Annotated in this window: 22 protein-coding genes; 14 read left to right on the top strand and 8 right to left on the bottom strand. The window is 68.0% G+C overall.

Annotated features, from left to right (window positions below; translation table 11 throughout):
• Positions 1 to 27 precede the first annotated feature (27 nt).
• Positions 28 to 2,193: a PQQ-dependent dehydrogenase, methanol/ethanol family gene (locus QN315_RS01335; protein WP_408904564.1), complete on the bottom strand. Its 2,166-nt coding sequence runs from the start codon at positions 2,191 to 2,193 to the stop codon at positions 28 to 30.
• A 270-nt stretch (positions 2,194 to 2,463) separates the two neighbouring features.
• The gene (gene thpR / locus QN315_RS01330; protein WP_323991182.1) at positions 2,464 to 3,057 is read right to left on the bottom strand and encodes an RNA 2',3'-cyclic phosphodiesterase; all 594 of its coding nucleotides are present in this window, start codon (positions 3,055 to 3,057) and stop codon (positions 2,464 to 2,466) included.
• 226 nt (positions 3,058 to 3,283) lie between these two features.
• Between thpR and QN315_RS01325 the strand changes: the two genes are divergently transcribed.
• The 5 genes from QN315_RS01325 (at position 3,284) to cyoD (ending at position 8,598) form a co-directional block, all read left to right on the top strand.
• Complete coding sequence (locus QN315_RS01325) at positions 3,284 to 4,066, top strand: Bax inhibitor-1/YccA family protein (protein ID WP_323991181.1); 783 nt, start codon at positions 3,284 to 3,286, stop codon at positions 4,064 to 4,066.
• A 656-nt stretch (positions 4,067 to 4,722) separates the two neighbouring features.
• The gene (gene cyoA, locus QN315_RS01320) at positions 4,723 to 5,646 is read left to right on the top strand and encodes a ubiquinol oxidase subunit II (protein ID WP_323991180.1); all 924 of its coding nucleotides are present in this window, start codon (positions 4,723 to 4,725) and stop codon (positions 5,644 to 5,646) included.
• Positions 5,647 to 5,651: 5 nt separating this feature from the next.
• Entirely contained in the window at positions 5,652 to 7,646 is a 1,995-nt protein-coding gene (cyoB, locus tag QN315_RS01315) for a cytochrome o ubiquinol oxidase subunit I (protein ID WP_323991179.1), read from the top strand.
• Complete coding sequence (gene cyoC / locus QN315_RS01310) at positions 7,646 to 8,251, top strand: cytochrome o ubiquinol oxidase subunit III (RefSeq protein ID WP_323991178.1); 606 nt, start codon at positions 7,646 to 7,648, stop codon at positions 8,249 to 8,251. Before cyoB ends, cyoC begins: the two co-directional genes overlap by 1 nt.
• The gene (gene cyoD, locus QN315_RS01305; RefSeq protein WP_176639413.1) at positions 8,251 to 8,598 is read left to right on the top strand and encodes a cytochrome o ubiquinol oxidase subunit IV; all 348 of its coding nucleotides are present in this window, start codon (positions 8,251 to 8,253) and stop codon (positions 8,596 to 8,598) included. The genes cyoC and cyoD overlap by 1 nt, the downstream gene beginning before the upstream one ends.
• 185 nt (positions 8,599 to 8,783) lie before the next feature.
• On the opposite strand, the gene fdxA is transcribed toward cyoD, so the two are convergent.
• From fdxA to QN315_RS01290, 3 genes are all read right to left on the bottom strand, one after another.
• Positions 8,784 to 9,116: a ferredoxin FdxA gene (fdxA, locus tag QN315_RS01300; RefSeq protein ID WP_176639414.1), complete on the bottom strand. Its 333-nt coding sequence runs from the start codon at positions 9,114 to 9,116 to the stop codon at positions 8,784 to 8,786.
• Positions 9,117 to 9,268: 152 nt separating this feature from the next.
• Positions 9,269 to 9,586, bottom strand: a complete 318-nt coding sequence (locus QN315_RS01295; RefSeq protein WP_323991177.1) for a S4 domain-containing protein — start codon at positions 9,584 to 9,586, stop codon at positions 9,269 to 9,271.
• Between the two features lie 4 nt (positions 9,587 to 9,590).
• Positions 9,591 to 12,284 carry a helicase-related protein gene (locus QN315_RS01290; protein WP_323991176.1) on the bottom strand — a complete coding sequence of 898 codons (2,694 nt, stop codon included), beginning with the start codon at positions 12,282 to 12,284 and terminating at the stop codon, positions 9,591 to 9,593.
• 146 nt (positions 12,285 to 12,430) lie between these two features.
• On the opposite strand from QN315_RS01290, the gene QN315_RS01285 reads away from it, so the two are divergent.
• The 3 genes from QN315_RS01285 to QN315_RS01275 all read left to right on the top strand — a co-directional run bounded on the left by QN315_RS01285 (position 12,431) and on the right by QN315_RS01275 (position 15,142).
• Entirely contained in the window at positions 12,431 to 13,852 is a 1,422-nt protein-coding gene (locus QN315_RS01285; protein WP_323991175.1) for a leucyl aminopeptidase family protein, read from the top strand.
• A gap of 165 nt (positions 13,853 to 14,017) precedes the next feature.
• Positions 14,018 to 14,422, top strand: coding sequence for a MarR family transcriptional regulator (locus QN315_RS01280; RefSeq protein ID WP_323991174.1), 405 nt, complete (start codon positions 14,018 to 14,020; stop codon positions 14,420 to 14,422).
• Positions 14,423 to 14,698: 276 nt separating this feature from the next.
• Complete coding sequence (locus QN315_RS01275; protein WP_176641852.1) at positions 14,699 to 15,142, top strand: hypothetical protein; 444 nt, start codon at positions 14,699 to 14,701, stop codon at positions 15,140 to 15,142.
• Positions 15,143 to 15,197: 55 nt separating this feature from the next.
• On the opposite strand, the gene QN315_RS01270 is transcribed toward QN315_RS01275, so the two are convergent.
• Positions 15,198 to 16,307 (bottom strand): glycosyl transferase, encoded by a 1,110-nt coding sequence (locus QN315_RS01270; RefSeq protein WP_323991173.1) that lies wholly within the window; start codon positions 16,305 to 16,307, stop codon positions 15,198 to 15,200.
• A gap of 67 nt (positions 16,308 to 16,374) precedes the next feature.
• On the opposite strand from QN315_RS01270, the gene QN315_RS01265 reads away from it, so the two are divergent.
• From QN315_RS01265 to QN315_RS01250, 4 genes are read left to right on the top strand one after another with little or no spacing between them, the layout of a single operon-like run.
• Complete coding sequence (locus QN315_RS01265) at positions 16,375 to 18,402, top strand: nucleoside-diphosphate sugar epimerase/dehydratase (RefSeq protein ID WP_323991172.1); 2,028 nt, start codon at positions 16,375 to 16,377, stop codon at positions 18,400 to 18,402.
• The gene (locus QN315_RS01260; RefSeq protein ID WP_323991171.1) at positions 18,399 to 19,583 is read left to right on the top strand and encodes a DegT/DnrJ/EryC1/StrS aminotransferase family protein; all 1,185 of its coding nucleotides are present in this window, start codon (positions 18,399 to 18,401) and stop codon (positions 19,581 to 19,583) included. Before QN315_RS01265 ends, QN315_RS01260 begins: the two co-directional genes overlap by 4 nt.
• A gap of 34 nt (positions 19,584 to 19,617) precedes the next feature.
• Complete coding sequence (locus tag QN315_RS01255) at positions 19,618 to 20,100, top strand: hypothetical protein (protein ID WP_323991170.1); 483 nt, start codon at positions 19,618 to 19,620, stop codon at positions 20,098 to 20,100.
• Positions 20,101 to 20,124: 24 nt separating this feature from the next.
• A complete protein-coding gene (locus tag QN315_RS01250) occupies positions 20,125 to 20,742 on the top strand; it encodes an HAD family phosphatase (RefSeq protein WP_323991169.1) in 618 nt (205 codons plus the stop codon).
• On the opposite strand, the gene QN315_RS01245 is transcribed toward QN315_RS01250, so the two are convergent.
• Positions 20,721 to 21,902 (bottom strand): AI-2E family transporter, encoded by a 1,182-nt coding sequence (locus QN315_RS01245; RefSeq protein ID WP_323993723.1) that lies wholly within the window; start codon positions 21,900 to 21,902, stop codon positions 20,721 to 20,723. The genes QN315_RS01250 and QN315_RS01245 overlap by 22 nt on opposite strands.
• A gap of 243 nt (positions 21,903 to 22,145) precedes the next feature.
• On the opposite strand from QN315_RS01245, the gene QN315_RS01240 reads away from it, so the two are divergent.
• Positions 22,146 to 23,366, top strand: a complete 1,221-nt coding sequence (locus QN315_RS01240) for an MFS transporter (protein ID WP_323991168.1) — start codon at positions 22,146 to 22,148, stop codon at positions 23,364 to 23,366.
• Positions 23,367 to 23,437: 71 nt separating this feature from the next.
• On the opposite strand, the gene QN315_RS01235 is transcribed toward QN315_RS01240, so the two are convergent.
• The gene (locus tag QN315_RS01235) at positions 23,438 to 25,315 is read right to left on the bottom strand and encodes an ABC-F family ATP-binding cassette domain-containing protein (protein WP_323991167.1); all 1,878 of its coding nucleotides are present in this window, start codon (positions 25,313 to 25,315) and stop codon (positions 23,438 to 23,440) included.
• A 234-nt stretch (positions 25,316 to 25,549) separates the two neighbouring features.
• On the opposite strand from QN315_RS01235, the gene ndk reads away from it, so the two are divergent.
• Positions 25,550 to 25,972, top strand: a complete 423-nt coding sequence (ndk, locus tag QN315_RS01230) for a nucleoside-diphosphate kinase (protein ID WP_176641369.1) — start codon at positions 25,550 to 25,552, stop codon at positions 25,970 to 25,972.
• Positions 25,973 to 26,050: the final 78 nt, after the last annotated feature.

Here is a 26,050-nt window from a genome sequence, read left to right as displayed (position 1 = left end):
TGTCGACGGCGCGGGACGACGGCCGGGTCATGGCGTGGGCATGGGCGCCGGATTGGGCCGCGCATCGATCTCCCGCCGATAGGTGTCGTTGGCACGCTTGATCAGGAACTGGCGGATATCCTCGATCTGCTCCGGCCGCATCGAACTGTCGAAGCGATCCATGCCAAAGGCCGTCAGCGCCCCGCATCCGACGACGTTGTAGAAATCGCTCCGCCGGCGGAGCGCCCCCGACCAGCGCAGGTCCGGCAGCACCCCGCCGGCCTCGGCATCGTCGCCATGGCAGGACGCGCAATAGGTCTGATATTCGGAATAGCCGTTGGCGGCCCGTGCCGGGGCGTCGTTCGCCGGCGGCCTGACGGGCAGGAAGCCCGCGTCGTTCTGCGGCGGCAGCGCTTCCGTCCCGTCCAGCGAGAAGGCGATGATCCGCGAATGGTTGACCGTCCAGCCGCCGGTCCGCGCCAGCCCGCCCAGGATAAGTGGATAAGCCCCGCCCCAGCCGACCTCCACCGCGACATATTGCCTGCCATGGGCCAGATAGGTCACGGGCGGGGCGATGATCCCGCTCTGCGCCGCGAAACGGAACAGATCGCGGCCGTTGGTCGCGTCATAGGCATGAAATTCGCCGTTCGCCAGACCCTGGAACAGCAGGTCGCCCCCCGTGGCCAGGATGCCGCCGTTCCACGGGCCCTTATGGTCGACCCGGAAGGCTTCGCGCTGCCGCACCGGATCCCAGGCGATGATCCAGCCCTTCAGGTCGCGGGCGAAGGCGAGCCTGGCCTCGGGCCTGTCGGGAATGCCGGCCTTGGCCATGTTCAGGCCGAGATTCCAGCTATCCGGGTGCGCGGTAAAGCCGCCGGGCTGGCCCGAATACCGAAACGGCACCTGCTGGGCCGGGATATAGACCAGGCCGGTGCGCGGGCTATAGGCCATCGCCGCGAAATTATGGGCGCCCAGACCGCCGGGAATGCCGTACCAGTCCTTGCCGTTCAGCGCATAGAGCGCATCGGGGTTATAGAGCGGCCGCCCCGTCTTCGGATCGAGCCCGCTGGCCCAGTTCACATAGACATAGTTCCGGCCCGACAGGAACGCCCCGGTCCGCGCGTCGAGGATATAGAAGAACCCGTTCTTCGGCGCGTGCACGACCACGTGGCGCATGGCCCCGTCGATTGGCAGGTCCAGCGTCATGATCTGCTGGACGGCGGAATAGTTCCACTGGTCCATCGGCGTTTCCTGGAAATGCCAGACATAGGCGCCGGTCTCGGGCCTCAGCGCCACGATGCTGTCCAGGAACAGATTGTCGCCCACGCCATTCGAACGGTATTTGTAGTTCCAGGGCGACCCGTTGCCGACGCCCAGATAGACCAGATCGGTCACCGGGTCGTAGACGATCGAATCCCACACCGTGCCGCCGCCGCCCTGCGCCGTCCACGCCCCCGTCGGGCTCCAGCTTCCATAGGCCCGGGTCATCAATATGCCGTCCGACGCCGCATGGTCCGGCGCGTTCGTCGGGTTGGGCACGGTGAAGAAACGCCAATCCAGCCGCCCCGTTTCGGCATCGAACGCCGAAACGAAGCCGCGCGCCCCGAACTCCGCGCCGCCATTGCCGATGATCACCCGTCCCTTGGCGATGCGCGGCGCGCCATCGACGGTATAGGACCGCTGATGGCCCAGCGCCGCGTCGGGCGGGATGGTGTTCACGCTCCAGACCAGGCTGCCCGTCCTGGCATCCAGCGCGATCAGCCGCCCGTCGAACGTCCCGAAATAGACCTTGCCGTTCCAGTAGGCGGCGCCGCGATTGACCGTGTCGCAGCATCCCCTGTCGGCGATGGCGCCCGGCACGTGTGGATCATATTCCCACAGCAGCCGGCCGGTGGCGGCGTCCAGCGCCTTCATCTTGCTCCAGTTCGTCGTCGCGTACATCACGCCGTCGACGACCAGCGGCGTGCCTTCCTGCCCGCGATTGGTATTCAGGTCGGCATACCAGGCCAGTTTCAGCGTCCGGACGTTGGACCGGTCGATCTGCGCCAGCGGGCTGTAGCGCTGCTCGGAATAGGTCCGGCCATAGGTCGGCCAGTCGCCGGGATGGTCGTCCGCATAAAGGATCGCCGCACCCGTCGCGCCGGGCGCGGAATCCGCGGCCCGCGCCGGTTCCGTCCTCGCGCACAGCGCCGCACCCATTACGCCGGCTGCCATGATACGCCCAGCGAAACGTCCGAATGCGGCCCGTATCATGTCCGATGTCCTCTCGGCAGAAAGCAGACGGCGGAAAACAGAGCAAAGCAGCTCCGTCCGGCTCGCCGCACACGCCCAGGCCGGCTGCGGCGGCGATGACTGATCTCGACGATAATTATTCAGACAATGGAAAACTATTCGGACAATGGACGATATTCTGTTCTTAATCGAATGTTGTGGACACTCTAGCGTCGCGGACGTTAACGGCCCGTGAAAGCGGCGGAATGCTGCTCATTGCCCGAAATCGTAATCGGCCAGCGGCACATAGACCGGCTGCCCGGCACCGCGCACCGAGCGGTAGAGGGTGAATTGCGCGGCTTCGAGCGGGGGCAGGGGGGTGGCGCCCCATCGCGCCATCCAGGCCGAAAGCGCGGTCGAATGCGTTGGCGATTGCACCGCCGGGGCCGCCGCCGACGGGGCCGTCCCCGGGAACTGGCGCGGCAGGGTGCCGATGGTGACGTGCGGAATGAATTTCCGCCGGTCGGCGATCGCGATTCCCGCGCGGGTCAGCGCGGTGTCGATCTTGCGCTGCAGGTGCATCAGCGCGTCGGTCCGTGCGATGCCGATCCATAGCGTGTCGCGCCCGTCGCCGTGTGCGAACAGGCCCGGCCCCTCGGGCACCAGCAGGCAGGACGGCGCGCGGATCGCGGCCAACGCGTGATGGATCTCCTCCTGCCGCGCGCGCTCGCGCACCTCGCCGATGAAGCGCAGGGTCAGGTGATAAGTCTCCGGCTCGGTCCAGCGCACGCCGCCCAGGCTGCCGCGCAGCGCGGCCATCGCGTCGCGCAGCGGCGGTCCGATCTCGAAGGCCACGAACAACCGCATCCCGATCTCTCCATCTGCGCCGTCTGCGAACAGGATCGCCCGTTCGTGCGAACGGGAAAGTTTTCATGCCTCGCCCGGACCTGTATAGTCCGTACCGTGCAATTGTCTTGTCTCATGTTTCCGGTTTGTAATTCGGCGCCGGGACGATTTTTGCTTGAAACGGTCCGGCCGGACCCCACATCACAGACGCGAGATGTCCGGATTGCCCGGACAGAGGAAGGACACCATGGCTTTCAGCCCGGATTTTAGAACCATGCCGCGCCCCGCCGGCGCAGGCACCGCCGCCGGGGCCATCGACCAGGGACTGCGCGCCTATATGCTCCGGGTCTATAACTGGATGGCATCGGGGCTGCTGCTGACCGGGATCGTGGCCTATCTCGTGGCCAATACCGCCCTGCGCGAGGCGTTCTTCGCCCAGGTCGTCACGCCGATGGGCGCTGTCGCCGTCCGGCCGACCGGCCTGGGCATGCTGGCGATGATCGCGCCGCTCGGCTTCGTCCTGGTCATGTCGCTCGGCATCAACCGCCTGTCGCGCCAGGCGGTGCAGACCCTGTTCTGGCTGTTCTGCGCCGTCATGGGTGCCAGCCTGTCCAGCATCCTGCTCACCTTCACCGGCGTGTCGGTCGTGCGGGTGTTCTTCATCACGGCGGGCACGTTCTCGGCCATGTCGATCTGGGGCTACGTTACCCGGACCGACCTAACGCGCTTCGGCTCGTTCCTGATCATGGGCCTGTTCGGGCTGGTCATCGCCGGGCTGGTCAACATGTTCATGCACAGCGCGGCCGTCTACATGCTCTACAGCGTCGTCGGCGTGCTGGTCTTCGTCGGGCTGGCGGCGTTCGATACGCAGCGTATCAAGCTGACCTACCAGCAATTCGCCTATTACGAAGGCCCCGACGCCGCGGCGAAGCGCTCGGTCTATGACGCGCTGACGCTCTATCTGAATTTCATCAACCTGTTCCAGTTCCTGCTTCAGTTCATGGGCGTCCGGAACAACCAGAACAACTGACGCACCGCCGACATCGCCCCGCCCGACGGGGAACATCGCAGGCCCCGCCATCCGGCGGGGCTTTTTTTGTGACTCGTTTCATGACGCGGCCGCGTCAGGAACAGGACCGGAACATTCGCGGCCGGACAGTCCCGATCCAGGCTAAAATATGACTTATTCTACGTTGGAAAGAGTGGGATGACGGCGCTGTGATCGAAGGCAATCGCAGGCATATCGTTTTTTATCAATATGTTGAAAATCAGGACCGATTGAGTATGAAATCAATGGAAACATTATGTGAAGGCTTGCTTGTCACAACGTTCCGGTCGGATAAGGCAGGAAGAGAACAAGACGAAAGGGTGTAGCTGCGTAGAGAGGACGCTTCCGCACACCAGGCGGCACCGGGACCCGTTTCCCCCCGGCATCGGCCAGGCGCCGATACCGGGCCGAATCCTTGATCGAGATCATGGCCGAACACGCGGCCGTGACTTCATGACGGGATCGACCAGACGACGGCCCGCCCGTTTCCGGGATTTTCTCTCCCGGCCGGGCAGGCGAAGAAGGCCGGATGTCACGTGACGCGACACCGCATCACGAAACGCGGCCGTGGTTCTTTTAAGCCCGTGGACGAAGCGAGCATGTGAGCAAGGGTGATGTCGAAACCAACGAGGCGTGAGATGAAGAAAAAAATCTTGCCAAGACTATCGAGTTTATTGAGTTTGTCCTCAGCGTTCCTCTTGGCGGGATGTGACTGGGCTACCCTCAACCCCAAGGGCATTATCGGCGTCCAGGAAAAGAGCCTGCTGCTGACGTCGACCTATGCGATGCTGCTGGTCGTGGTGCCGGTCATCGTGCTGACGCTGCTCTTCGCGTGGCAGTACCGCCATACGAACACCAGCGCCGACTATCTGCCGAAATGGTCGCATTCCAACAAGATCGAGGTGGTGATCTGGACGGTCCCCAGCCTGATCATCCTCTTCCTGGCCGTCCTGACCTACCAGACCTGCCAGTCGCTCGACCCCTATCGCCCGCTGAACGACGAAACCAACGTCAAGCCCATCCACGTCGATGTCGTCGCCCTGGACTGGAAGTGGCTGTTCATCTACCCCGACGAGGGGATCGCCACCGTCAACCAGTTGGCCTTCCCGGTGAACACGCCGGTCGATTTCCGCATCACGTCGGATTCGGTGATGAACTCGTTCTTCATCCCCCAGCTCGGCTCGCAGATCTACGCCATGGCCGGCATGCAGACCCAACTGCACCTGATCGCCAGCGAGGCCGGCAATTACCTGGGTGAATCCGCGAACTTCTCCGGCCGCGGCTTCTCCGACATGCGCTTCCGCGCCCTGACCATGAGCAATGACGACTACGCCGCCTGGATCCAGAAGGTGAAGGCGTCCTCCGAACAGCTCGACAGCACCAACTACCCCAAGCTCGCCGCGCCCAGCGAGGCGAACCCGGTCGAGTATTTCTCGCATGCCGCACCCGGCCTCTTCGACGGGATCGTCGCCAAATACAATAATGGCATGGTCATGGATAAGAGCACCGGCAAGATGCTGCATGTGCAGTCCGCGATGTCCGACATGAATATGAAGGAATAGGACAGATGTTAGGAAAATTAAGCTGGTCGGACATCCCCTTCGATGTGCCGATTCTCGTCGGAACGTTCGCCGGCGCCGCGATCGCCGGCCTGGCCGTCCTCGGGCTCATCACCTATTACGGCAAGTGGGGCTATCTCTGGAAAGAGTGGCTGACCTCGGTCGACCACAAGAAGCTGGGCGTGATGTATATCGTCCTGGCCCTGGTCGCCCTGTTCCGCGGCTTCGCGGACGCCGTCATGATGCGCTCGCAACTGGCGCTGGCCTATGCCGGCAATCCCGGCTACCTGCCGCCGCACCATTACGACCAGATCTTCTCGGCCCACGGCACGATCATGATCTTCTTCATGGCGATGGCCTTCATGACCGGGCTGATGAACGTGGTCGTGCCGCTGCAGATCGGCGCGCGTGACGTCGCCTTCCCCTTCCTGAACTCGCTCAGCTTCTGGATGACGACGGTCGCCTTCGTGCTGATCAACATCTCGCTGTTCATCGGCGAGTTCTCGCAGTGCGGCTGGCTGGCCTATCCGCCCCTGTCCGAACTGCAGTTCAGTCCCGGCGTCGGCGTCGATTACTATATCTGGGCGGTGCAGCTCTCGGGCGTCGGCACGCTGCTGACCGGCGTCAACTTCTTCACGACCATCGTGAAGATGCGCGCCCCGGGCATGACCTACATGAAGATGCCGGTCTTCACCTGGACCATCTTCTGCACCACCGTGCTGATCATGCTGGCCTTCCCGATCCTGACCGTGGCGCTGGGGCTGCTGGGCCTGGACCGCTATCTGGGCATGCATTTCTTCACCAATGACGGCGGCGGCAACCAGATGCTGTACCTGAACGTCATCTGGGCGTGGGGCCATCCGGAAGTCTACATCCTGATCCTGCCCGCCTTCGGTGCGTTCTCGGAAATCACCCAGACCTTCTCGCGCAAGCCGCTGTTCGGCTACAATACCATGGTCTATGCGACCTGCTCGATCATGGTCCTGTCGCTGCTGGTGTGGCTGCACCATTTCTTCACCATGGGCGCCGGCGCGAACGTGAACGCGTTCTTCGGCATCATGACGATGATCATCGCGATCCCGACGGGCGTGAAGATCTTCAACTGGCTGTTCACCATGTATAAGGGCCGCGTCGAATTCCACGCGACCATGTACTGGGTGATCGGCTTCATGATCACCTTCACCATCGGTGGCATGACGGGCGTCATGCTGGCCATTCCGGCCGCCGACTTCGTCCTGCACAACAGCCTGTTCGTCATCGCCCATTTCCACAACGTCATCATCGGCGGCGTGTATTTCGGCTATGTCGCGGCGATGAATTTCTGGTTCCCCAAGGCGTTCGGCTTCAAGCTGAACGAGGCGTGGGGCAAGCGCGCCTTCTGGTTCTGGTTCCTCGGCTTCTACTTCGCGTTCATGCCGCTCTATGTCCTGGGCTTCGAGGGCATGACCCGTCGCATGAACCATTACGACAATCCGGAATGGCATCCCTGGATGCTGATCGCGGCGTTCGGCGCCGTGCTGGTCGCGCTGGGCATCGTCTGCCAGTTGACCCAGCTCTATGTCTCGATCCGCGACCGCAACCTGCCGGAAAACCGCGACCTGACGGGCGATCCGTGGGATGCGCGCACCCTGGAATGGTCGACCTCCTCGCCGCCGCCGTTCTACAATTTCGCCGTCATCCCGACGGTGCATGAACTCGATGCCTTCGCCCATCACAAGGAAGCCGGCATCGACACCCGCGCGGCGGGCGCGGCCTACGCCCCGATCCACATGCCCAAGAACACCTCCGCCGGCTTCTTCGTCGGTGTGTTCAGCCTGGCCCTGGGCTTCGCCGCGGTCTGGCACATCTGGTGGCTCGCGGCCCTCAGCCTGGCCGCCGTGATCGCGACGATCATCATTCGCAGCGCCAACAACGACGTCGACTATTATGTCCCGGCGGCCGAAGTTGCCCGCATCGAGAATGAGCACACCCGCAATCTCATGGCAGCACAGGCGGCGGAATAATGGCGCACGATATGACTGTTGATGCGGCCCACGCCCACGAGGAACACCACGAATCTCCGGTGGTGTTCGGGTTCTGGCTGTATCTGATGACCGACTGCCTCATCTTCGGCACCCTGTTCGCGGTGTTCGCGGTGATGCGCAACCAGTTTGCCGGTGGCCCCACCGGCAAGGAACTGTTCGACCTGACGGGCGTCGGGATCGAAACCGCGATCCTGCTGCTCAGCTCGATCACCTATGGTTTCGCGATGATCTGCGCCCACCAGACCAAGCTGGGGGCGATGCGGGCCTGGCTCGTCATCACCTTCCTGCTGGGCGCGGGCTTCCTGTTCATGGAAATCCGCGAATTCTCGCACATGGTCGCCGAAGGTAACGGCCCGGACCGCAGCGCGTTCCTGTCGTCCTTCTTCACCCTGGTCGGCACGCACGGGCTGCACGTCACCTGCGGCATGCTGTGGATGGCCGTCCTGATGGTCCAGTCGACCGGCAAGACCGTGCTGTCCGAGCGCATGATGAACAAGCTGACCTGCCTCAGCCTGTTCTGGCACTTCCTGGACATCGTCTGGATCTGTGTCTTCACCTTTGTCTATCTGATGAGTGTGATCTGATGGCTGACGCGCACACCGCCCATCATCCGGGCCACCATTCGGGCTCGAGCCACGGAAGCGTAGGGTCTTACCTTACCGGGTTCGTGATTTCCGTCCTGCTGACCGCGGCGGCGTTCGGCATCGTCATCGCGCACGGCTTCTCGCCGGCCGGCACGCTGGCGGCGATCGCGGTGCTGGCCATCGTCCAGGTCTTCGTCCACCTGGTGTTCTTCCTGCACATGAACAGCTCGTCCGAGCAGCGCTGGAACGTCATGGCCTTCGCCTTCACGATCATGACGGTCTTCATCCTGATCCTAGGCACCCTGTTCATCATGCACGACACCGCCATCAACATGATGTCGCGCTGATCGCCCCCGGCCGGATGCCCGATCGCACAGGATCGGGTCATCCGGCCCAAGGTTCCAGCCAAGGGCTCCGGCTCGGCACTCTTCGTGCGACGGTCATGAAAAAGGCCGGTGAGGATCATCCTCACCGGCCTTTTTCCAATCTAACGGCCCGCCCGCGCGGGCGGACCGGCGACGTGCCCGCCGCCTCAGTCCTTATGCGGCTCCGGCGACAGCATGTCCTTCTTGCCGGGCTTGTCCTTCCATGCGTCGGCATCGGCCGGCGGCGTGCCCTTGCGGGTGATGTTCGGCCATTTGGCGGAATAGGACGCGTTGATCTCGGCCCACGCCGCGGCCCGATCGTCGCTGTCGGGAACGATGGCTTCGGCCGGGCATTCGGGTTCGCAGACGCCGCAATCAATGCATTCGTCGGGATTGATCACCAGGAAGTTCTCGCCGGCATAGAAGCAATCGACCGGGCAGACCTCGACACAATCCATGAATTTGCAGCGGATGCAGTTTTCGGTGACCACGTAGGTCATCGTTCGTCTCCGATCATCTGTCGCTGGCGCAACACCGCCAGCTTTGGGGGCCTGCGAGGCACCGGCCGCGCTGGCCCTCGCCTACAATGCGCGCAGATATGAAAGCCTTTTGACGCCATGGCAAGCCAAAGACCCCATCACGTGTCGCATGGCTATGGCATCGGCTGCATCGGCGCGGCATCGCCCGGTTCCGGCACGATCTCGTAAAGCTGCCGCGCCGCCGCGACCGGCCCCCGCCGGGGCGCCAGCGCGACGACGCGCAGCACCATGACGCCACGGCCGCCCGGGCCGGGCAGGGTCAGGATATCGCCGCGCCGCACCTGGGCGTGTGATTTCTCCGTCCGCTGGCGGTTGATGCGCACTAGCCCGCTTTGCGCGAGGCGTGCGCAATCCGGGCGGCTGCGGGCGAAGCGCGCGCACCACAGCCACATATCCAGCCGCTGCGCCGCAATCGACTCGGTCTCGGCCATGCGCTCAGGACCGGCGCTGTTTCAGTACGGCCAGTGCGGCGAACGGCCCGTCGGCCGCCCGAGCCGGCGGGCGGGCCCGCCCATCCAGCCGGGTCGCGGGGCCGGATGCCAGGGCAGAGGCAGGGGCAGGGACGGACCGCCGGGCGGCCCGCACGGGCTCTTCCTGCGCCGGGGCCGCCGGCTGGGCGGCCAGCTTGATCCGGTGGGACTGGCGCTGCCGCCGGCGCGCATCCTGCGTGACCGCCAGCATGGGCGGCGCGACCGGGCCATATTCGCTATCCTTCAGCGGACGGGCCGCCCGCACCGGAATGTCCAGCGCCTTCAGGATCGCCGCCACCGCCTCGGGCCGCACGCCCAGGCGCGACGGCAGCCCGTCCGGCAGGGGCACCGGGCCGTTACGCGCCCGCCAGCGCAGCTCAGCCGAAAGACGCTCGGCAATATCCAGGCGCAGCCGCACCGGCCCCGTTACGATCCAGCCCAGCTTGGCCAGCAGCGCGTCGCCATACTCCGCCACCGGCACCGATACCGCGCCGGCCGGCGGCAGGGCCGGGACCTTCTGCCCGGTCTGCGCCGCCAGCAGGATCGCGCGCAGCCGCATCGCCTGCGGCCGCAGCAGGGCGGGCATCAGCAGCGCATGCCGGCCTACCCGCACCCCCAGCGTCTTCAGGCGCGCGCGCACCACCGGCGCCACCGGTCCGGGCTGCATCGCCACGCCGCCCTGCTCGGTCAGCAGGTGCAAAATCCCGCGCAGCGCCGGTTCCTGCGCCACCGCCGCACGGGCGGCGAACAGCGGCGCCATGACCTCATGCACCTGCCGCTCCAGCCACGCGGCCAGCCGCACGCGAATCCGCTCGCGCTGCCCGCCGTCCAGAAAGGCATTGTCCAGCACCTCGATACGCGGGCGCAGCATGTCGCCTCCGTTGCGCAGCCGCGCGATCGGCGTGCCGTCCCAGGCCAGGAACCGCCCGTCCTGCGAAAAGTCGAATTCATCGTCCCCCGCATCGGCCAGGCTGCGCACGCGCCGCGGAATCTCGGCCCGCAGCGCGCGCCGCGCGGCCCGCAGCAGCAGCCGCCGGTCGGGATGGTCGCAATCCGGATCGGGCAGCAGGTCCAGCCCGGCCACCCGCCCGACCGGATGGCCCTCCACGACCACCTCGCCATGCGCGGTCACGGCGGACAGAAGGTCCTCCGCCCCGGTCGCCGCGTCCAGCCGGCGGATCAGCGACGCCGCGCGCCGGTCGACGAAACGCGCCGTCAGCCGCTCATGCAGCGCGTCGGACAACTGGTCCTCCACCGCGCGCGCGCGCGCCTGCCATTGGGCGGCGTCCCGCACCCAGTCGCGCCGCGCGGCGATGTAGGAACAGACACGGATCCCCGACAGGCGATGCATCAGCGAATCGATCTCACCCTCGGTCCGCGCGACCGAAGCGATCTGCGACTCCAGCCAGGCGGCGGGCACATGGCCGTCGCGGACCACATGGGTAAAGACGCGCGCACACAGGCGGGTATGCGTCTCGTCGCCCAGCTTGCGGAAATCCGGGATCTGGCAGGCGTCCCACAGCATGCGCGTCGCGGTCCTGGATCGCGCCAGCGACCGGATTTCCGGGATCGCGGCCAGGCTGGACAGGGTCAGCACGTCCGACGCCTCGTTGCCCGATCCCAGCCCCCGCGCCGGCGGCGCATGGTTCAGGCTGGCCAGCAGCGCGTCCGGACTGGAGAAATCCAGGTCGCTGTTGCGCCAGAACAACCGCTCGATCGGATCGAAACGATGGGTCTCGACCGCCTCGACGGTCTCGTCGGGCAGGGCAGGGCAGGTGCCCGTGGTGCCGAACGTGCCGTCGCGCATGCCGCGCCCCGCGCGCCCGGCGATCTGCGCCACCTCCGCCGGGGTCAGCGGACGCACCCGGCTGCCGTCGAATTTCGACAGCCCGGCAAAGGCCACATGGTTGACGTCCATGTTCAGCCCCATGCCGATCGCGTCGGTGGCGACCAGGTAATCGACCTCGCGTTCCTGGTACAGCGCGACCTGCGCATTGCGGGTCCGTGGCGATAATTGCCCCATCACCACGGCGCACCCGCCCCGCCTGCGGCGGATCAGCTCGGCGATGGCATAGACCTCGGTCGCCGAAAACGCGACGATGGCGGATCGCGGCGGCAGGCGGGTCAGCTTGCTCGCCCCCAGATAGGCCAGGCTGGACAGGCGGGGCCGGGTCTCGATCTCCACGCCCGGCACCAGCCGGCGCATCAGCGGCCGGATCGTCTCGGCGCCCAGGAACATGGTCTCGACCAGCCCGCGCGCGCGCAGCAGCCGGTCGGTAAAGACGTGGCCGCGGTCCGGATCGGCACAAAGCTGGATCTCGTCCACGGCGACGAACTCCACCATCTGGTCCAGCGGCATCGCCTCGACGGTGCAGGAAAACCACCGCGCGCCGGGCGGGACGATCTTCTCCTCGCCGGTGATCAGCGCCACTGCGGCCGCGCCCTTGGCGGCGACCATGCGCTCGTAATTCTCGCGCGCCAGCAGCCGCAGCGGAAAACCGATGATGCCGCTGGAATGCGCCAGCAATCGTTCGATCGCCAGATGGGTCTTGCCCGTATTGGTCGGGCCGAGAACCGCCCTGACACGCGTGGCCGCCGCAGGGCTGAAGGAGGCGCGCACAGTGCGAAGGGGGCCTGCCCCCGAGGGTACACCCATCATGGGCTCATGCTCAGATGCCGCCGCGCGGATTGCAAGAAAAACCCGCATCGTTGCGCCCGCATCGTTGCGACGGAATGATCACGCGGCGGTTGCGCCGCGCCGCTCATGGCCGCAGGCTGGCCGCAACCGGATCGCGGAGGTCACTGATGTCCATGGAAGAATTGCCGTGCCTGCTGCCGCCGACGCGCGGCCGTCGCGCCCGCGAGCGCACGATTCACGCCGTGCAGAAACAGGATGTCCCCTCTCTGCCGCAGCGAATCGGCGCGGCCGGCGCCGCCTTCCTGCGCGATGGCGGCTTCCGGGGCGAACCCGGCGAACTGGCGCTGGTCCCGGGCCCCGGCGGAGTCGCGGCGGCGGTGCTGGGGGTGGCCGGTGGCGCCGACCCGTTCCAGTTCGGCACCCTGGCCGGCGCGCTGCCCCCCGGGCCGTGGAAGATCGCGCTGCCCGATGCGATCGCGCCGCAGACCGCGGTGCTGGGCTTCTGCCTGGGCGCCTATCGCATGCCCGCCTTCGGGCGGACGACCGAACCCGCCCCGGCGATGCCGCGCCTGGTGGTGCCCGCCGGCGCCGAATCGGCCGCCGGCATCGCCCGTGCCGTATGGCTGGGCCGCGACCTGATCAACACCCCGCCCAACCTGATGGGACCGGCCGAACTGGCCCGCGCCGCGCGGCACGACCTGCGGGCCCTGGGGGCCGCGGTCCAGGTGATCAAGGGGCGCGACCTCGCCGCCGCCTATCCCACCATCGCCCATGTCGGCGCGGGGTCGGCGCGGCCGCCGCGCGTCCTCGTCGCCCGCTGGCAGGGCAGCGGGGCCGGCGCCGGCGCGCCGCTGCTCTCCCTGGTGGGCAAGGGCGTGTGCTTCGATACCGGCGGATACGACCTCAAGCCCGCCGCCGGCATGCTGCGCATGAAGAAGGACATGGGCGGCGCCGCCCTGATGCTGGCCCTGGCCCGTCTGGTCATCGTCCGCGACCTGCCGATCCGGCTGGAATTGCGGCTGGGCTGCGTCGAAAACAGCATCTCGGGCCAGGCGATGCGTCCCTCCGACGTGGTGACCACCCGCTCGGGCCGGACGGTCGAAATCGGCAATACCGACGCCGAAGGGCGGCTGGTGCTGTGCGACCTGCTGACCGAAGCCTGCGAATCCGACCCTGCGCTGCTGATCGACGCCGCCACCCTGACCGGCGCGGCGCGCGTCGCGCTGGGGCCCGACCTGCCCGCCCTGTTCAGCAACGACGACGCGCTGGCCGATTCCCTCCTGCAGGCGGGTCAGGCCTGCCACGACCCGCTCTGGCGCCTGCCGCTCTGGGACGGCTATGCCGACTGGCTGCACAGTCCGGTCGCCGACCTGAACAACGTGTCGGCAAAACCGATGGCCGGAGCCATTACGGCAGCTTTATTTTTACGAAAATTTATCAAAACAGGGGTGCGCTGGGCACATATCGACAGCTACGCCTGGAATGATCATTACCGTCCCGGCCGCCCGGAAGGCGGAGAAACACAAGGACTCAGGGCGCTTTCGGCAGCATTGTTGCAAATCCTTAACACAACCGACATAAAAGAATAGCCAAGTAACGACATAGGGAACGAACTATTTCGCCCGGGTGGGCTTATATCCGCCGTAATTCGAAACTATATACGCCGCTGGAATGACCCGGGGGCGCACAAGGCGGTCCCAGGGGACGAAACACAGGAAGCCGGCCAGTCGGCTTCGCAACGAAGGTTTTTTTCTATGGCCCAGAATTCGGCGATGTCCGATCAGTTGATCAACACCCTGCGCGACACGGTCGTTGCGATGGTCCGCCGCGACGGTCCCGACCTGTCGGCCCGTCAGCTCGGCGTGTTCCTGACCTGCTACCTGCAGGACGGTGCTCACACGGTGCGCGGCCTGGCCGCGGCGCTGAACGTGTCCAAGCCGGCGATCACGCGCGCGCTGGACCGGCTGGGCGAGCTGGACCTGGCCCGCCGCAAGGTCGACCCGATGGACCGCCGCTCGGTCCTGGTGCAGCGCACGCTGAAGGGCGCGGCCTATCTGCGTGAACTGCGTTCGATCATGAACGAGGCCGCGGGCGCGCCGGCCGCCACGCGCGGCACCAAGGTCGTCCGCGAAGAGCGCGCGACCCGCCGCGCCGGCTGATCCCCCCGAGGCCGCAAGTCTCGGACCGCGAGTCTCCGGCTTTCGCGAGATTCCGGCTACAACGAATCGCAATGCGGCGTCCTTGCCGCATCGCGGGGCGTTGCGCGCAACAAAACCGCCTGACGACTGTTTCATGGGAGGACCGCTTCCATGGACGGTCTCCGGTTCCGGCCCTTCGGAACCGCATCTTCGAAACTGCAAGGGTGGAACGGCGGGCCCGGCGGCGATTGCCGGCCCCGGATCCGCGCCACCCATCCATGATCAAGGGATGATATCATGCATATGACCTCCCGCATGGCTGCCGCAGCCATCATCGCCACGTCGCTGCTGGGCGGCGCCGCCTCCGCCCAGGGCCTGGGAACCCCGTCGGGGCAGATCACCCTGGTGGCCCAGTCGGCCGATGTCGGCGTCGGCTGGACCTGGGGACATGGTACGCTGGTCTACGGCCATCACCGCTACAGCTTCACGGTCAAGGGCGGCACGGTCGTCGCCGTCGGCTACTCGAAGGTCGTCGGGACCGGCACGGTCTATAATCTCAAGCACCTGCACGATTTCGACGGCACCTATGTCGCCGGCAACGGCGAAGCGACGCTGGGCAACGGCGTCGGCGGCTCGGTGCTGCATAACGGCAACGGCGTGACCATCCGCATCGACACCGTATCCAAGGGCGCCCGCCTGGCCACCGCCGCGCAGGGCCTGGAACTCACCCTGGATCAGTAAGGCCGCAAGGCCGCGTACAGGCCGCCGCACCGGCGGGCCGTCGTCGCGGGCAAGCTCACGCCCGCGGCACGGCTCGCCGCAGCCGGTGCCGCACCAGCCAGGTCCAGCCCAGTTGCGGCAGCAATACCAGGCCCATGGCCGTCACGGCCGCAAGGCGGCCCCGCGTGACCAGCAGCGCGATCCCGCCGCCCCATAGGACGAATCCCCATTGCACCAGCGTCACCGCCACCGGCGACAGGCCGCCCGTGGTCGCAAGCTGGTACAGATGTTCGCGGTGGCTTTCCATCAGCCGCGCCCCCCGCCGCCAGCGCCGTACCAGCGTATAGGTCACGTCATAGAGCACGCCGGCCAGCATCAGCGGCACGGCGCTCCACGCGGCGCCCGCAGGCTGGCCGGCGGCACAGGCCAGGCCGAACGCGCCGATCAGCAGGCCGCAGCTCTGGCTGCCCACGTCGCCCATGAAGATCCGGCCGACCGGGAAGTTGAACGGCAGGAACCCGGCCAGCGCCGCCGCCAGGATCAGCGCCATCGCGCCCAGGCCCATCCCCCCAAGCATCGGGCCCCCAAGCATCGGGCCCCCAGGCATCGGGCCCCCCAACATCAAACCGCCCAGCACCAGGCAGGCCAGCATGACCGCGCCCGAGATCAGCCCGTTCAGCCCATCCATGAAATTGACCGCATTGGTCAGATAGACCAGCCCCAGGACCGACAGGACGCCCCCCAGAACGGCGCCCGGGACGTCGCCCACGATCAGGGACAGGACGCCGTGCGGATACGGCCCGGTCGCCACGACCAGGATCGCGGCGGCGAACTGCGCCGCCAGCTTCAGCACGGGCGGCCATTGATGGACGTCATCCAGCCACGACACGCCGCCCAGCAGGATCGTGGCGCCCAGCAGCCCGGCCACCGGGCCGTCCAGCGGGGGCAGGCCGCCCAGCAGCCGCGCGACCGGCACCGCCGCGACGAACGCCAGCACGATGCCGATCCCGCCGCCCTTCGGCGTGGGACGGGTGTGCGAACTGCGATGTCCCGGATGATCGATCACCCCCAGCCGCATCGCGCCCGCCACCATCAGCGCGGCGGCGGCCCAGGTCGCGGCCAGCAGAACGACGAAGGGTCCGGCGGCCAGGGCCGGAACTGTTGGATCGATGGGGGGATTGCTCATCAGGGGGCGGTTTTTGTCGTCATGGCTGCTTCTAGCATGCAAGTAGCTGGGCTATATGGGCGGGACAATGGCCACGCAATGCCCTGATACCCGGCTGTCCGCTGACAGGCTGCGCCCGGTCAACCGCATCGCCGTCAACATGATGCTCGATGGCGGGCTCGGCGCGCTCTCGGCGCCGCTGGCCCGCTGGTTGGCCGATCCGCATGGTGGCCTGCTGCACCCGCTCTGGTTCCTCGCGGGCGGGGCGATCACGTTCCTGCTCAGCAGCCTGCCGTTCCGCGTGCCGCTGCAATATTGGCGGTTCTCCGGCGTCGGCGACCTGCTGGGCATCGCCGGGGCGTCGTTCGCCAGCGCCGCCCTGTTCGCGCTGGGCCTGCACCTGACCGGCTTTCCGATCCCCACGCCGACCTTTCCCGTCATCCACGGCCTGGTGCTGCTGGTCTGCATGGGCGGGGCGCGAATCGTCTACCGGGTCAGCTATCGCCGCGCGACCCGCCGCCAGGCGAGCAGCCAGGTCATCCTGATCGGCTCGGACAATGCCGCCGACCTGCTCATCCGCGCCGTCGAACGCGACCCCGACCCGCCGTTCCGCATCGCCGGCATCCTGACGCAGGGACGGGGCCAGGCCGGGCGGCGCATCCACGGCGTCCCGATCCTGGGCCATGTCGACACGCTGGATGCGGTCCTGTCCCGGCTGCGCCCGGACACGCTGGTCCCGCACCGCCTGGTCGTCACCGACGCCGATTTTCGGGGCGAGGATCTGGCCGCCGTGCTGGAAGTCGCCGAACGGCGCGGGCTGGTGGTCCAGCGCGCGCCGGTATTGACCGATCTGGCCCCCGCCAACCGGCTCGAACTCCGCCCCGTCGCCATCGAGGACCTGCTCAACCGCCCGCAGGTCACGCTGGATCACGAAGGCATGGCGGCCCTGCTGCGCGGCCGCACCGTGATGGTGACCGGGGCAGGGGGCTCGATCGGATCGGAACTGACCCGCCAGATCGCACAATATGCGCCCGGCCGCCTGCTGCTGCTCGATCACGGCGAATTCGCGCTGTGGCAGATCGACCTGGAACTGTCCGAACGCTTTCCCGCGGTCCGGCGCGAAACGATCCTGGCCGATATCCGCGACCGCGAACGGATCGAACAGGTCTTCGCCCGCCATCGGCCCGAGCTGGTCTTTCACGCGGCCGCGCTCAAGCACGTGCCGATGGTCGAGGCCAATCCGTGCGAGGGCATGCTGACCAACGTGATCGGCACCCGCATCGTCGCCGACGCCGCCGCCCGCCATGGCGCCCGCGCGCTGGTGATGATCTCGACCGACAAGGCGGTCAATCCCTCCAGCCTGATGGGCGCGTCCAAGCGCGCGGCCGAAATGTACTGCCAGGCGCTGGACGTCCTGGCCCGCGCGGGCGACGCGCCGGATGCGATGCGCTGCGTCACCGTGCGGTTCGGCAACGTGCTGGGCTCGACGGGCTCGGTGGTGCCGGTCTTCCGCCGCCAGCTCGAACGCGGCGGACCGCTCACCGTCACCCATCCGGACATGCAACGCTATTTCATGACGGTGTCCGAGGCCGTGGGCCTGGTCCTGCAGGCCAGCGTCCGCGGCACCATCCGGGCCCGGGCCGGCAGCGGCACCGACGCTTTGCTGCGCGGCGGCGGCATCTTCGTGCTGGACATGGGCAAGCCGGTCAAGATCGTCGATCTCGCACGGCAGATGATCCGCCTGGCCGGCCTGCGGCCCGACCGGGACGTACCGATCCGCTTCACCGGCCTGCGCCCCGGCGAAAAATTGTTCGAGGAACTGTTCCACGGGCGCGAGGCCCCGGCCCCCACCGAGCATCCGGGCCTGCGGATGGCCACCCCGCGCATGGTCGACCGCGACCAGGTCGGGCGGACGATCGACCGGCTGGAAGCCGCCTGCCATGACGACGACGTGCCGGCCGTGCTGGCCCTGATCGCCGGACTCGTCCCCGAATTCGTCCATAACGCGACGGGCACGGTGCGCGAAACGCGCCCCCACTCAACCGATGTCGGCACAATCGATGCCGACATAACCGGCGCCGACGCGACCGATGCCGAAAGGACCATGCCGACATGACAGCCCAGCATCCCGCACCCGACCGGCCCAAGCTCGACCGGCCCGTCCCCGATTCGGCCCCCATCGCGTTCCTCGACCTGCCGGCCCAGCAGGCGCGGCTGGGCGACGCCGTCAGGCGGCGCGTGGACGCGGTGATGGCCCATTGCCGCTTCGTCATGGGCCCCGAGGTCGCGGAACTGGAGCGGGCACTGGCCGCCTATTCCGGCGCCGCCGAATGCGTGGGCGTCTCGTCGGGCACCGACGCGATCCAGATCGTGATGATGGCCGAAGGCATCGGCCCGGGCGACGCCGTCTTCCTGCCGGCCTTCACCTATACCGCGACGGCCGAGGTCCCGCTGCTGCTGGGCGCGACGCCGGTCTTCGTCGATGTCGATCCCCGGACCTTCCAGATCGACCCCGACAGCCTGCGCGCCCGCATCGCCGACATCCGCGCGGCCGGTCGGCTGCGTCCACGCGCCGTCATCGGCGTGGATTTGTTCGGCCAGCCGGCGCCCTGGCCCGCATTGCGGACGATCGCGGCGCATGAGGGCCTGTTCCTGATGGATGACTGCGCCCAATCCTTCGGCGGCGCGCTGTCCGGCCGCAAGCTGGGGCGCGAGGCCACGGCGACCACCCTGTCCTTCTTCCCCTCCAAGCCGCTGGGCGCCTATGGCGATGGCGGCGCGATCCTGACCGACGATCCCGACCGGGCCGAACTCTACCGCTCGCTGCGCACCCACGGCGAGGGCCGCACGCGCTACGAGGTCCTGCGCACCGGCATGAACGGCCGGCTGGACACGCTGCAGGCGGCGGTGCTGCTGGCCAAGCTGGAAGGATTCGACGCCGAACTCGCCCGGCGCGAGGCGATCGCCCGGGCTTACGATGCCGGGCTCGCCGGCCATGTCGCGATTCCCGCCCGGGTGCCCGATTCCGCCAGCGCCTGGGCGGTCTACGCCGTCCTGACCGAGGATACCCCGGCCCGCGAGGCGCTGCAGGCGCGCCTGCAGGGGCACGGCGTGCCCTCGGCGATCTATTATCCCCGCCCGCTGCACCTGCAGCCCGCATACCAGCCCCACCATGACGGCGCGCGCCTGCCGGTTGCCGAAGACCTGGCATCCCGTATCCTCGCCCTGCCCATCCATCCCGAACTGACGGACGGCGAGGTCGCGCGGGTCATCGCGGCGGTGCAGGGCCAAGGTTGAAGGAATCAGGGTTGAAGAAGCAGGATCGAGGGACATGAAACGGGAAACCGCGCTGCTGCTGGGGTTCTTCGCGATCACCGTCGGCACCGCCGCCGTCTTGTGGTCGTTCGCCCTGCCGAATTTCCGCCCGCTGGCCATCCCGCGCATGACGGCCGGCACCATCAGCGTCGGGCCGATGCACACCACGCACGGCCTGTCCGCCGCCGATCTCGCCACGCTGAACGACTGGCTGGCCCGCCATCACGGCGGCTGGGGTCCGCTGGGCCAGACCCCGCCATCCTCGGGCGACGCGACGCTCGACCTCGTGGCCGACCGCCCCGCCGGCCCGGACGGCAAGCCGGTGCCCTACCGCATCACCCTGTGGACGGGAATCAGCGCCGCCGACTGGAACGACACGCTCTTCCTCGAGGACCGGCCCGGCGCCGTGATCCGCGTCCGGCAGGTCTCCGACGCCGATTTCGCCATCCTGCGGCACCTGGTGGACCGCTATCCCTACGAACGAAGCGCTTTTCCATGATCCCCGTCCCATGATCCCCTTCTCATGATCCAGGTTCCGGCCGGCACACAGGCGCTGCTCTTCGATTGCGACGGCACGCTGGTCGATTCCCTGCCGCTCTACCTGCAGGCGTGGCTGCGCGCCTTCGAAACGGCGGCCGGCCACGTGTTGGCGCCCGAATGGTTCCACGGGCGCGGCGGCCTGTCCGAACAGATGGTCCTGGACCTGCTCGAGGCCGAGCTGGGCCGGACGCTGGACCGGCCGGCCATCGTCGGCGCGGCCCGGCAGGCGGTGCTGGAAATCCTGCCCAATTTGCGCGAAATCGGCATCGTCGCCGACCTGGCCCGGCGCTATCGCACCGCGCTGCCCATGGCGGTCGCGTCCAGCGGCTCGCGGCAGATCGTCGTCGCGTCGCTCACCCATACCGGCCTGCTGCCGCTCTTCGACACGGTGGTGACGGTGGATGACGTCCGCCGCCCCAAACCCGCTCCCGATCTGTTTCTCGAGGCCGCGCGCAGGCTGAACGTCCCTCCGGCCGGCTGCCTGGTGCTCGAGGACAGCACCGAAGGCCTGGCCGCGGCCGATGCCGCCGGCATGCGCGCGGTGGATGTCCGGCCCTACATCATGTCGTCCGGCCGCCCTCACGCCTCATCGCAAGCCTGATCGCACGCCGGGTCGCCCGGCTGGTCGCCTGGCTGATCATCGGGCGGGCCCAGCCGGTCCGTCTCGTCCAGGGGCGGGGTGGCGTGGTCCATCACCGCCAGCAGCGCCGCCGTCAGCGGCGAGGCCAGGATCAGCCCGGGCAGGCCCAGGATCGTCCCGAACACGGTCTGCGACAGGATGGTCAGGCCCGGCGGCATCTGCACCGCATGCCGCTGGATCAGCGGCGCCATCACATTGCCCTCGAAGAACTGGATCGCCGCATACAGCGCCAGCACCAGCAGCCCCTCGCGCGTACCCTGCGACAGCCCGACCAGCACCGCCGGCACCGCGCCGACGAAGGCGCCGATATAGGGGATGAAATTCGCCATCCCGGCCACCACCCCCAGCGCCAGGGCCAGCGGCACGCCGATGCACCACAGCCCCAGCCCGGACAGGATGCCCACCACCGCCATGTCCAGCGCCTGACCCGCCGTCCAGGCCCACAGGGTGCGCCCGGCCACCACCAGCATCGCCCGCGCCGCCGGCCGGTGCCCCGGCGGGATCAGCCGCAGCAGCCCGTTGGCATACAAGCCCGGCGACAGCGCGAAATACAGCCCGGCGATCAAGATGACCGCCAGCGTGCCCGCCGCGCCGAAGGCCTGCGACACCACCCCGGTCATCGATCCCGCGATCCGCGACCCCACGCCGACATCGCCGCCCGCCTCGTTCCCGCCCAGCGATTGCGGCAGATGGTCCAGCACCGTCCGGCCCAGCGGGCTGGCGTTCAACTGGCCCCGCAGCGAATGCGCCTGGGTGGCCAGCGCGGCGCGCAGCCGGGCCGCCTGTTCGGAAATCGCCGGCCCGCTGCTCCAGAACAGCGCGACGAACGCCCCCAGCACCCCCGCGACCACCAGGCTCAACGCCAGCCAGTAGGGCAGGCGCGTCGCCCGCTCCAGGCGGATCGCCAGGTTATGCAGGATCACCGCGACCAGCGTCGCGGCAAACACCACCATCAGCACGTCGCCGATCAGCCAGATCGACAGCACCAGCACCGCCAGCAGCACCGTAACCTGCAGCAGGCTGTAAATCCGGGCCAACTGCACCGCCCGCGGGTCCATCTCCCGCTCGGGGGGCGCCGTCCCGGCGGGTGTGTCGTCCGGCCGCCTGGCGGCCGCGTGCATCGGGGTCATGGTCCGTTCCGGCTGTGACAGGGCGCTATCTGGCATACCAGCCGGCGCGCGTCGATTCCATCAGCAATGACAGGCAGATACAGCCGATCCGCACCATCTTCCGGAAAATCCGTAAGGTGTTGACGCATCAATCGCCGTTATGATCCCGGGCCCAGGCGGCATACTGGCCGGCGACATGTCAACGGTCCCAGACTCATTGGCCTCGGACGCTCGTCCGCACGAAAGGACATCGCCTTGGACACCGAAATCGGAGACGATACGCCGGTCGGCCATTACGACGCGCCGCACGGCGTCGCCGCCGCGGAATTCGCCCTGGCGCTGGGCACCTTCGCCATCGGCACCGGCGAATTCGCGATCATGGGCATGTTGCCGGAAATGGCGTCGTCGCTGGGCATCACCATCCCGTCCGCCGGCCACGTCATCGCCGCCTATGCGCTGGGCGTCGTCGTCGGCGCGCCGCTGATCGCGGTGTGCGGCGCGCGGCTGCCGCGCCGCACGTTGCTGATGATCCTGATGGGGGTCTTCGTCCTGGGCAACCTGCTGGCGCCCCTCTCGCCCGACGCCCGCACGCTGGAGATCATGCGCTTCCTGACCGGACTGCCCCATGGCGCGTTCTTCGGGGTCGCCGCGCTGGTCGCGGCCTCGCTGGTCGATCGCGCCCATCGCGGCCGGGCGGTGGGGCGGGTCATGGCGGGCCTGACCATCTCCAACGTGATCGGCGCGCCGTTCGCGACCTGGGGTGGCGAATTTCTCGGCTGGCGCACCACCTACGCCCTGATCGGCCTGGTCTCGGTGGCCAGCCTGCTCCTGGTGGCCCGCAACGTCCCGGCCGACCCGCCCCATCCCGGCGCCTCGCCGCTGCGCGAACTCGGGGCCCTGCGCCGCACCCAGGTCTGGTTCACCCTCGGCACCGGCGCGGTCGGGTTCGGCGGCATGTTCGCGGTTTATACCTATCTGTCCGACGTGCTGGTCAATGTCTCGGGCTATCCGGCCTACGCGGTGCCCTTCATCCAGGCCCTGTGGGGCGTGGGCATGGTCATCGGCAACCTGATCGGCGCGCGCCTGGTCGACATCAACCTGAACATGACCGTCATCGCCGCCCTGGTCTGGAGCATGCTGACCCTGGGCCTGTTCTCCGTCACCGCCGTCAACCCCTGGGCGGTGGTGCCCGTCATCCTGCTGCTGGGCGGCATCATCGCGCTGGTACCCGCGCTGCAGACCCGCCTGATGGACGTCGCGGCCGACGCCCAGACCCTGGCCGCGTCGCTCAACCATTCGGCCTTCAACGTCGCCAACGCCCTCGGCGCCTGGCTGGGCGGCCTGGTGATCGGCGCCGGCTACGGCGCGCAATCGGTCGGCTGGGCCGGCGCCGCCCTGGCCCTGGGCGGACTCGCCATCTTCCTGGCGGCCCTGGCCGTCCGGTTCGTCGGCCGCCGCATCGAACAGGCCGCCTGAACCGAAAACGCAATATTCGCCACGAACATATTGTTTTTAAAATATTACCTGAATGAACCCGCGGAGTGAATTCACTCCGCGGCGCTTTCCTCGATCGCCGTCTCGGCCAGCAGCCATTCTTCCTCGGCCTCCGCCTGCGCGCGGCCGATCGCCGCCAGGCGGGTATTGATCCGGGTCACCTCGTCGGCTCCGCCCGCCTCATACAAGGCGGGGTCGGCCAGGCGCGCTTCCAGCCTGGCGCGCTCCTCGGCCAGCCGGCCCATCCTCGCCTCGGCATCCTTCGCCTTCTTGCGCAGCGGGGCGATGGCCTTGCGCGCCTCGGCGCGCTCGCGCCGGTCGTCGCGTCGCGGCGCGGCCGACGCGGCGGGCCGGACGGCGGCGCGCGCCCGCTCGGCCAGCCAGGTCCGGTATTCCGCCATGTCGCCGTCGAAGGGCCGCACCGTGCCGTCGCCCACCAGCCACAGCCGGTCGGCGACCAGTTCGACCAGATGCGGATCATGGCTGATCAGCAGCACGGCGCCCTCGAATTCCGCCAGGGCGCGGATCAGCGCCTCGCGCGCATCCAGGTCCAGATGGTTGGTCGGCTCGTCCAGGATCAGCAGGTGCGGCGCCTCGCGGGTGGCCAGGGCCAGCAGCAGCCGCGCCTTCTCGCCGCCCGACAGGTCGCGCGTCACCGTGTCCGCCCGTTCGGCATCCAGGCCGAATCGCGCCAGTTGGGCGCGTACGGCGGTGGGCGGGGCCTTGGGCATGGCGCGCGCCATGTGCGCGACCGGGCTGTCCTCCGGCACCAGTTCCTCGGCCTGGTGCTGCGCGAAATAGCCGACGCGCAGCTTCGGACTGTGGGCCATGCCGCCCTGCATCGGCGCCAGCCGGCCGGCAATCAGCTTGGCGAAGGTCGATTTGCCGTTCCCGTTCGCGCCCAGCAGGGCAATCCGGTCCTCCATGTCCAGCCGCAATGTCAGGCCGGACAGGATCGGCCGGCCCTCATAGCCGACGGTCACCCGGTCCAGGGTCAGCATCGGCGGGGGCAGCGGGGCGGGCTCGGGAAAGGCGAAGCGGGTCGGCGCGGCCTCCACCACCGCCTCGATCACCGGCAGCTTCTCCAGCGCCTTCAGCCGGGCCTGGGCCTGGCGCGCCTTGGTCGCCTTGGCGCGGAACCGGTCGACGAAGGACTGCATATGCGCACGCTGGGCGGCGATCCGCTCGGCCGCGCGCGCCTGCTGCAACGCCTGCTCGGTGCGGATGCGCACGAACTCCTCATAGCCGCCGGGCGTCAGGCTCAGCGTCCGCTGGTCCAGATGCGCGATCGCATCCACCGACCGGTCCAGCAGCCCGCGATCGTGGCTGACGATCAGCGCCGCGCCGGCAAACCGGGCCAGCCAGCCTTCCAGCCAGATCGTCGCCTCCAGGTCCAGATGGTTCGTCGGCTCGTCCAGCAGCAACAGGTCCGGATTCAGGAACAGCGCGGTGGCCAGCGCCACGCGCATGCGCCAGCCGCCGGAAAAATCCGAAACCGGCCGCGCCTGCGCCGCGCTGTCGAACCCCAGCCCCGACAGGATGCTCGCCGCCCGCGACGGCGCGCTGTCGGCCCCGATGGCCCGCAGCCGCTCATGGATGTCGGCCAGCCGCAGCGGGTCCGCCGTCCGCTCGGCCGCGCGCATCAGGTCGGTCCGCTCGGTATCGCCCGCCAGCACCGTGTCCAGCAGATTGGCGTCCCCCGACGGTGCCTCCTGGCGGATGCGCGCCATGCGGGCGCGCGAAGACAGGCGGATCATGCCCCCATCGGGCGCGATATCCCCGGCAATCGCCGCCAGCAGGGTCGATTTGCCCGCCCCGTTGCGCCCGACCAGCCCGATCTTGCGCCCCGGATCGACGCTCAGCGACGCGCCGTCCAGCAGGGCGCGCCCCGCGATGCGAAGGACCAGGTCGGAAATGACAAGCAGACTCACGGGATCGGGGCTCCGGAACGCGGGCGGCCCTGCGGCGCCAACCCTTTGACAGACAACGGATCCGGCCGCCGCCGGATGGATCGCGCCGCCGGTTGTGCGCCGCACGGCACAGGATTCGTGCCGCTGTACCTACCAGTCCCGGCCAATATGCTCTAGACGGCGCGCGGAAGGGGCGCCGGTCCGGCCGGGCTGCGGGTCCCCCACATGTTTCGAGCAAGAGGAAGGAGCCGCCCGATGGCGACCGAACGTACCCTGTCGATCATCAAGCCGGACGCGACCCGGCGCAACCTGACGGGCAAGATCAACGCGGTGTTCGAGGATGCGGGCCTGCGCATCGTCGCCCAGAAGCGCATGCAGTTGACCGAGGCGGTGGCCGGCGCGTTCTACGCCGTGCACAAGGACCGCCCGTTCTTCGGCGACCTGGTCTCGTTCATGGTGTCGGGCCCGGTGGTCGTGCAGGTGCTGGAAGGCGAGAACGCCGTCCTGAAGCACCGCGACGTCATGGGCGCCACCGACCCCAAGAAGGCCGCCCCCGGCACTGTCCGCGCCCAGTTCGCCGAGAGCATCGAGGCCAACTCGGTCCATGGCTCCGACAGCCCGGAAAACGCGGCCAACGAAATCGCCTTCTTCTTCTCGCAGATCGAGATCCTGCCCTGATCACGGCCTGACGCGTCACGACCTGACGCGCGAAAAATACGAAAAATGAAGGGCCGGCCCGCAAGGCGCCGGCCTTTC

It is taken from the genome of Nguyenibacter sp. L1 (assembly GCF_035199985.1).
GTDB classification, from domain to species: Bacteria; Pseudomonadota; Alphaproteobacteria; order Acetobacterales; family Acetobacteraceae; genus Gluconacetobacter; species Gluconacetobacter vanlangensis.
Note: the sequence above shows the minus strand (reverse complement) of the source record. Positions and strands in the feature narration are given on the sequence as shown.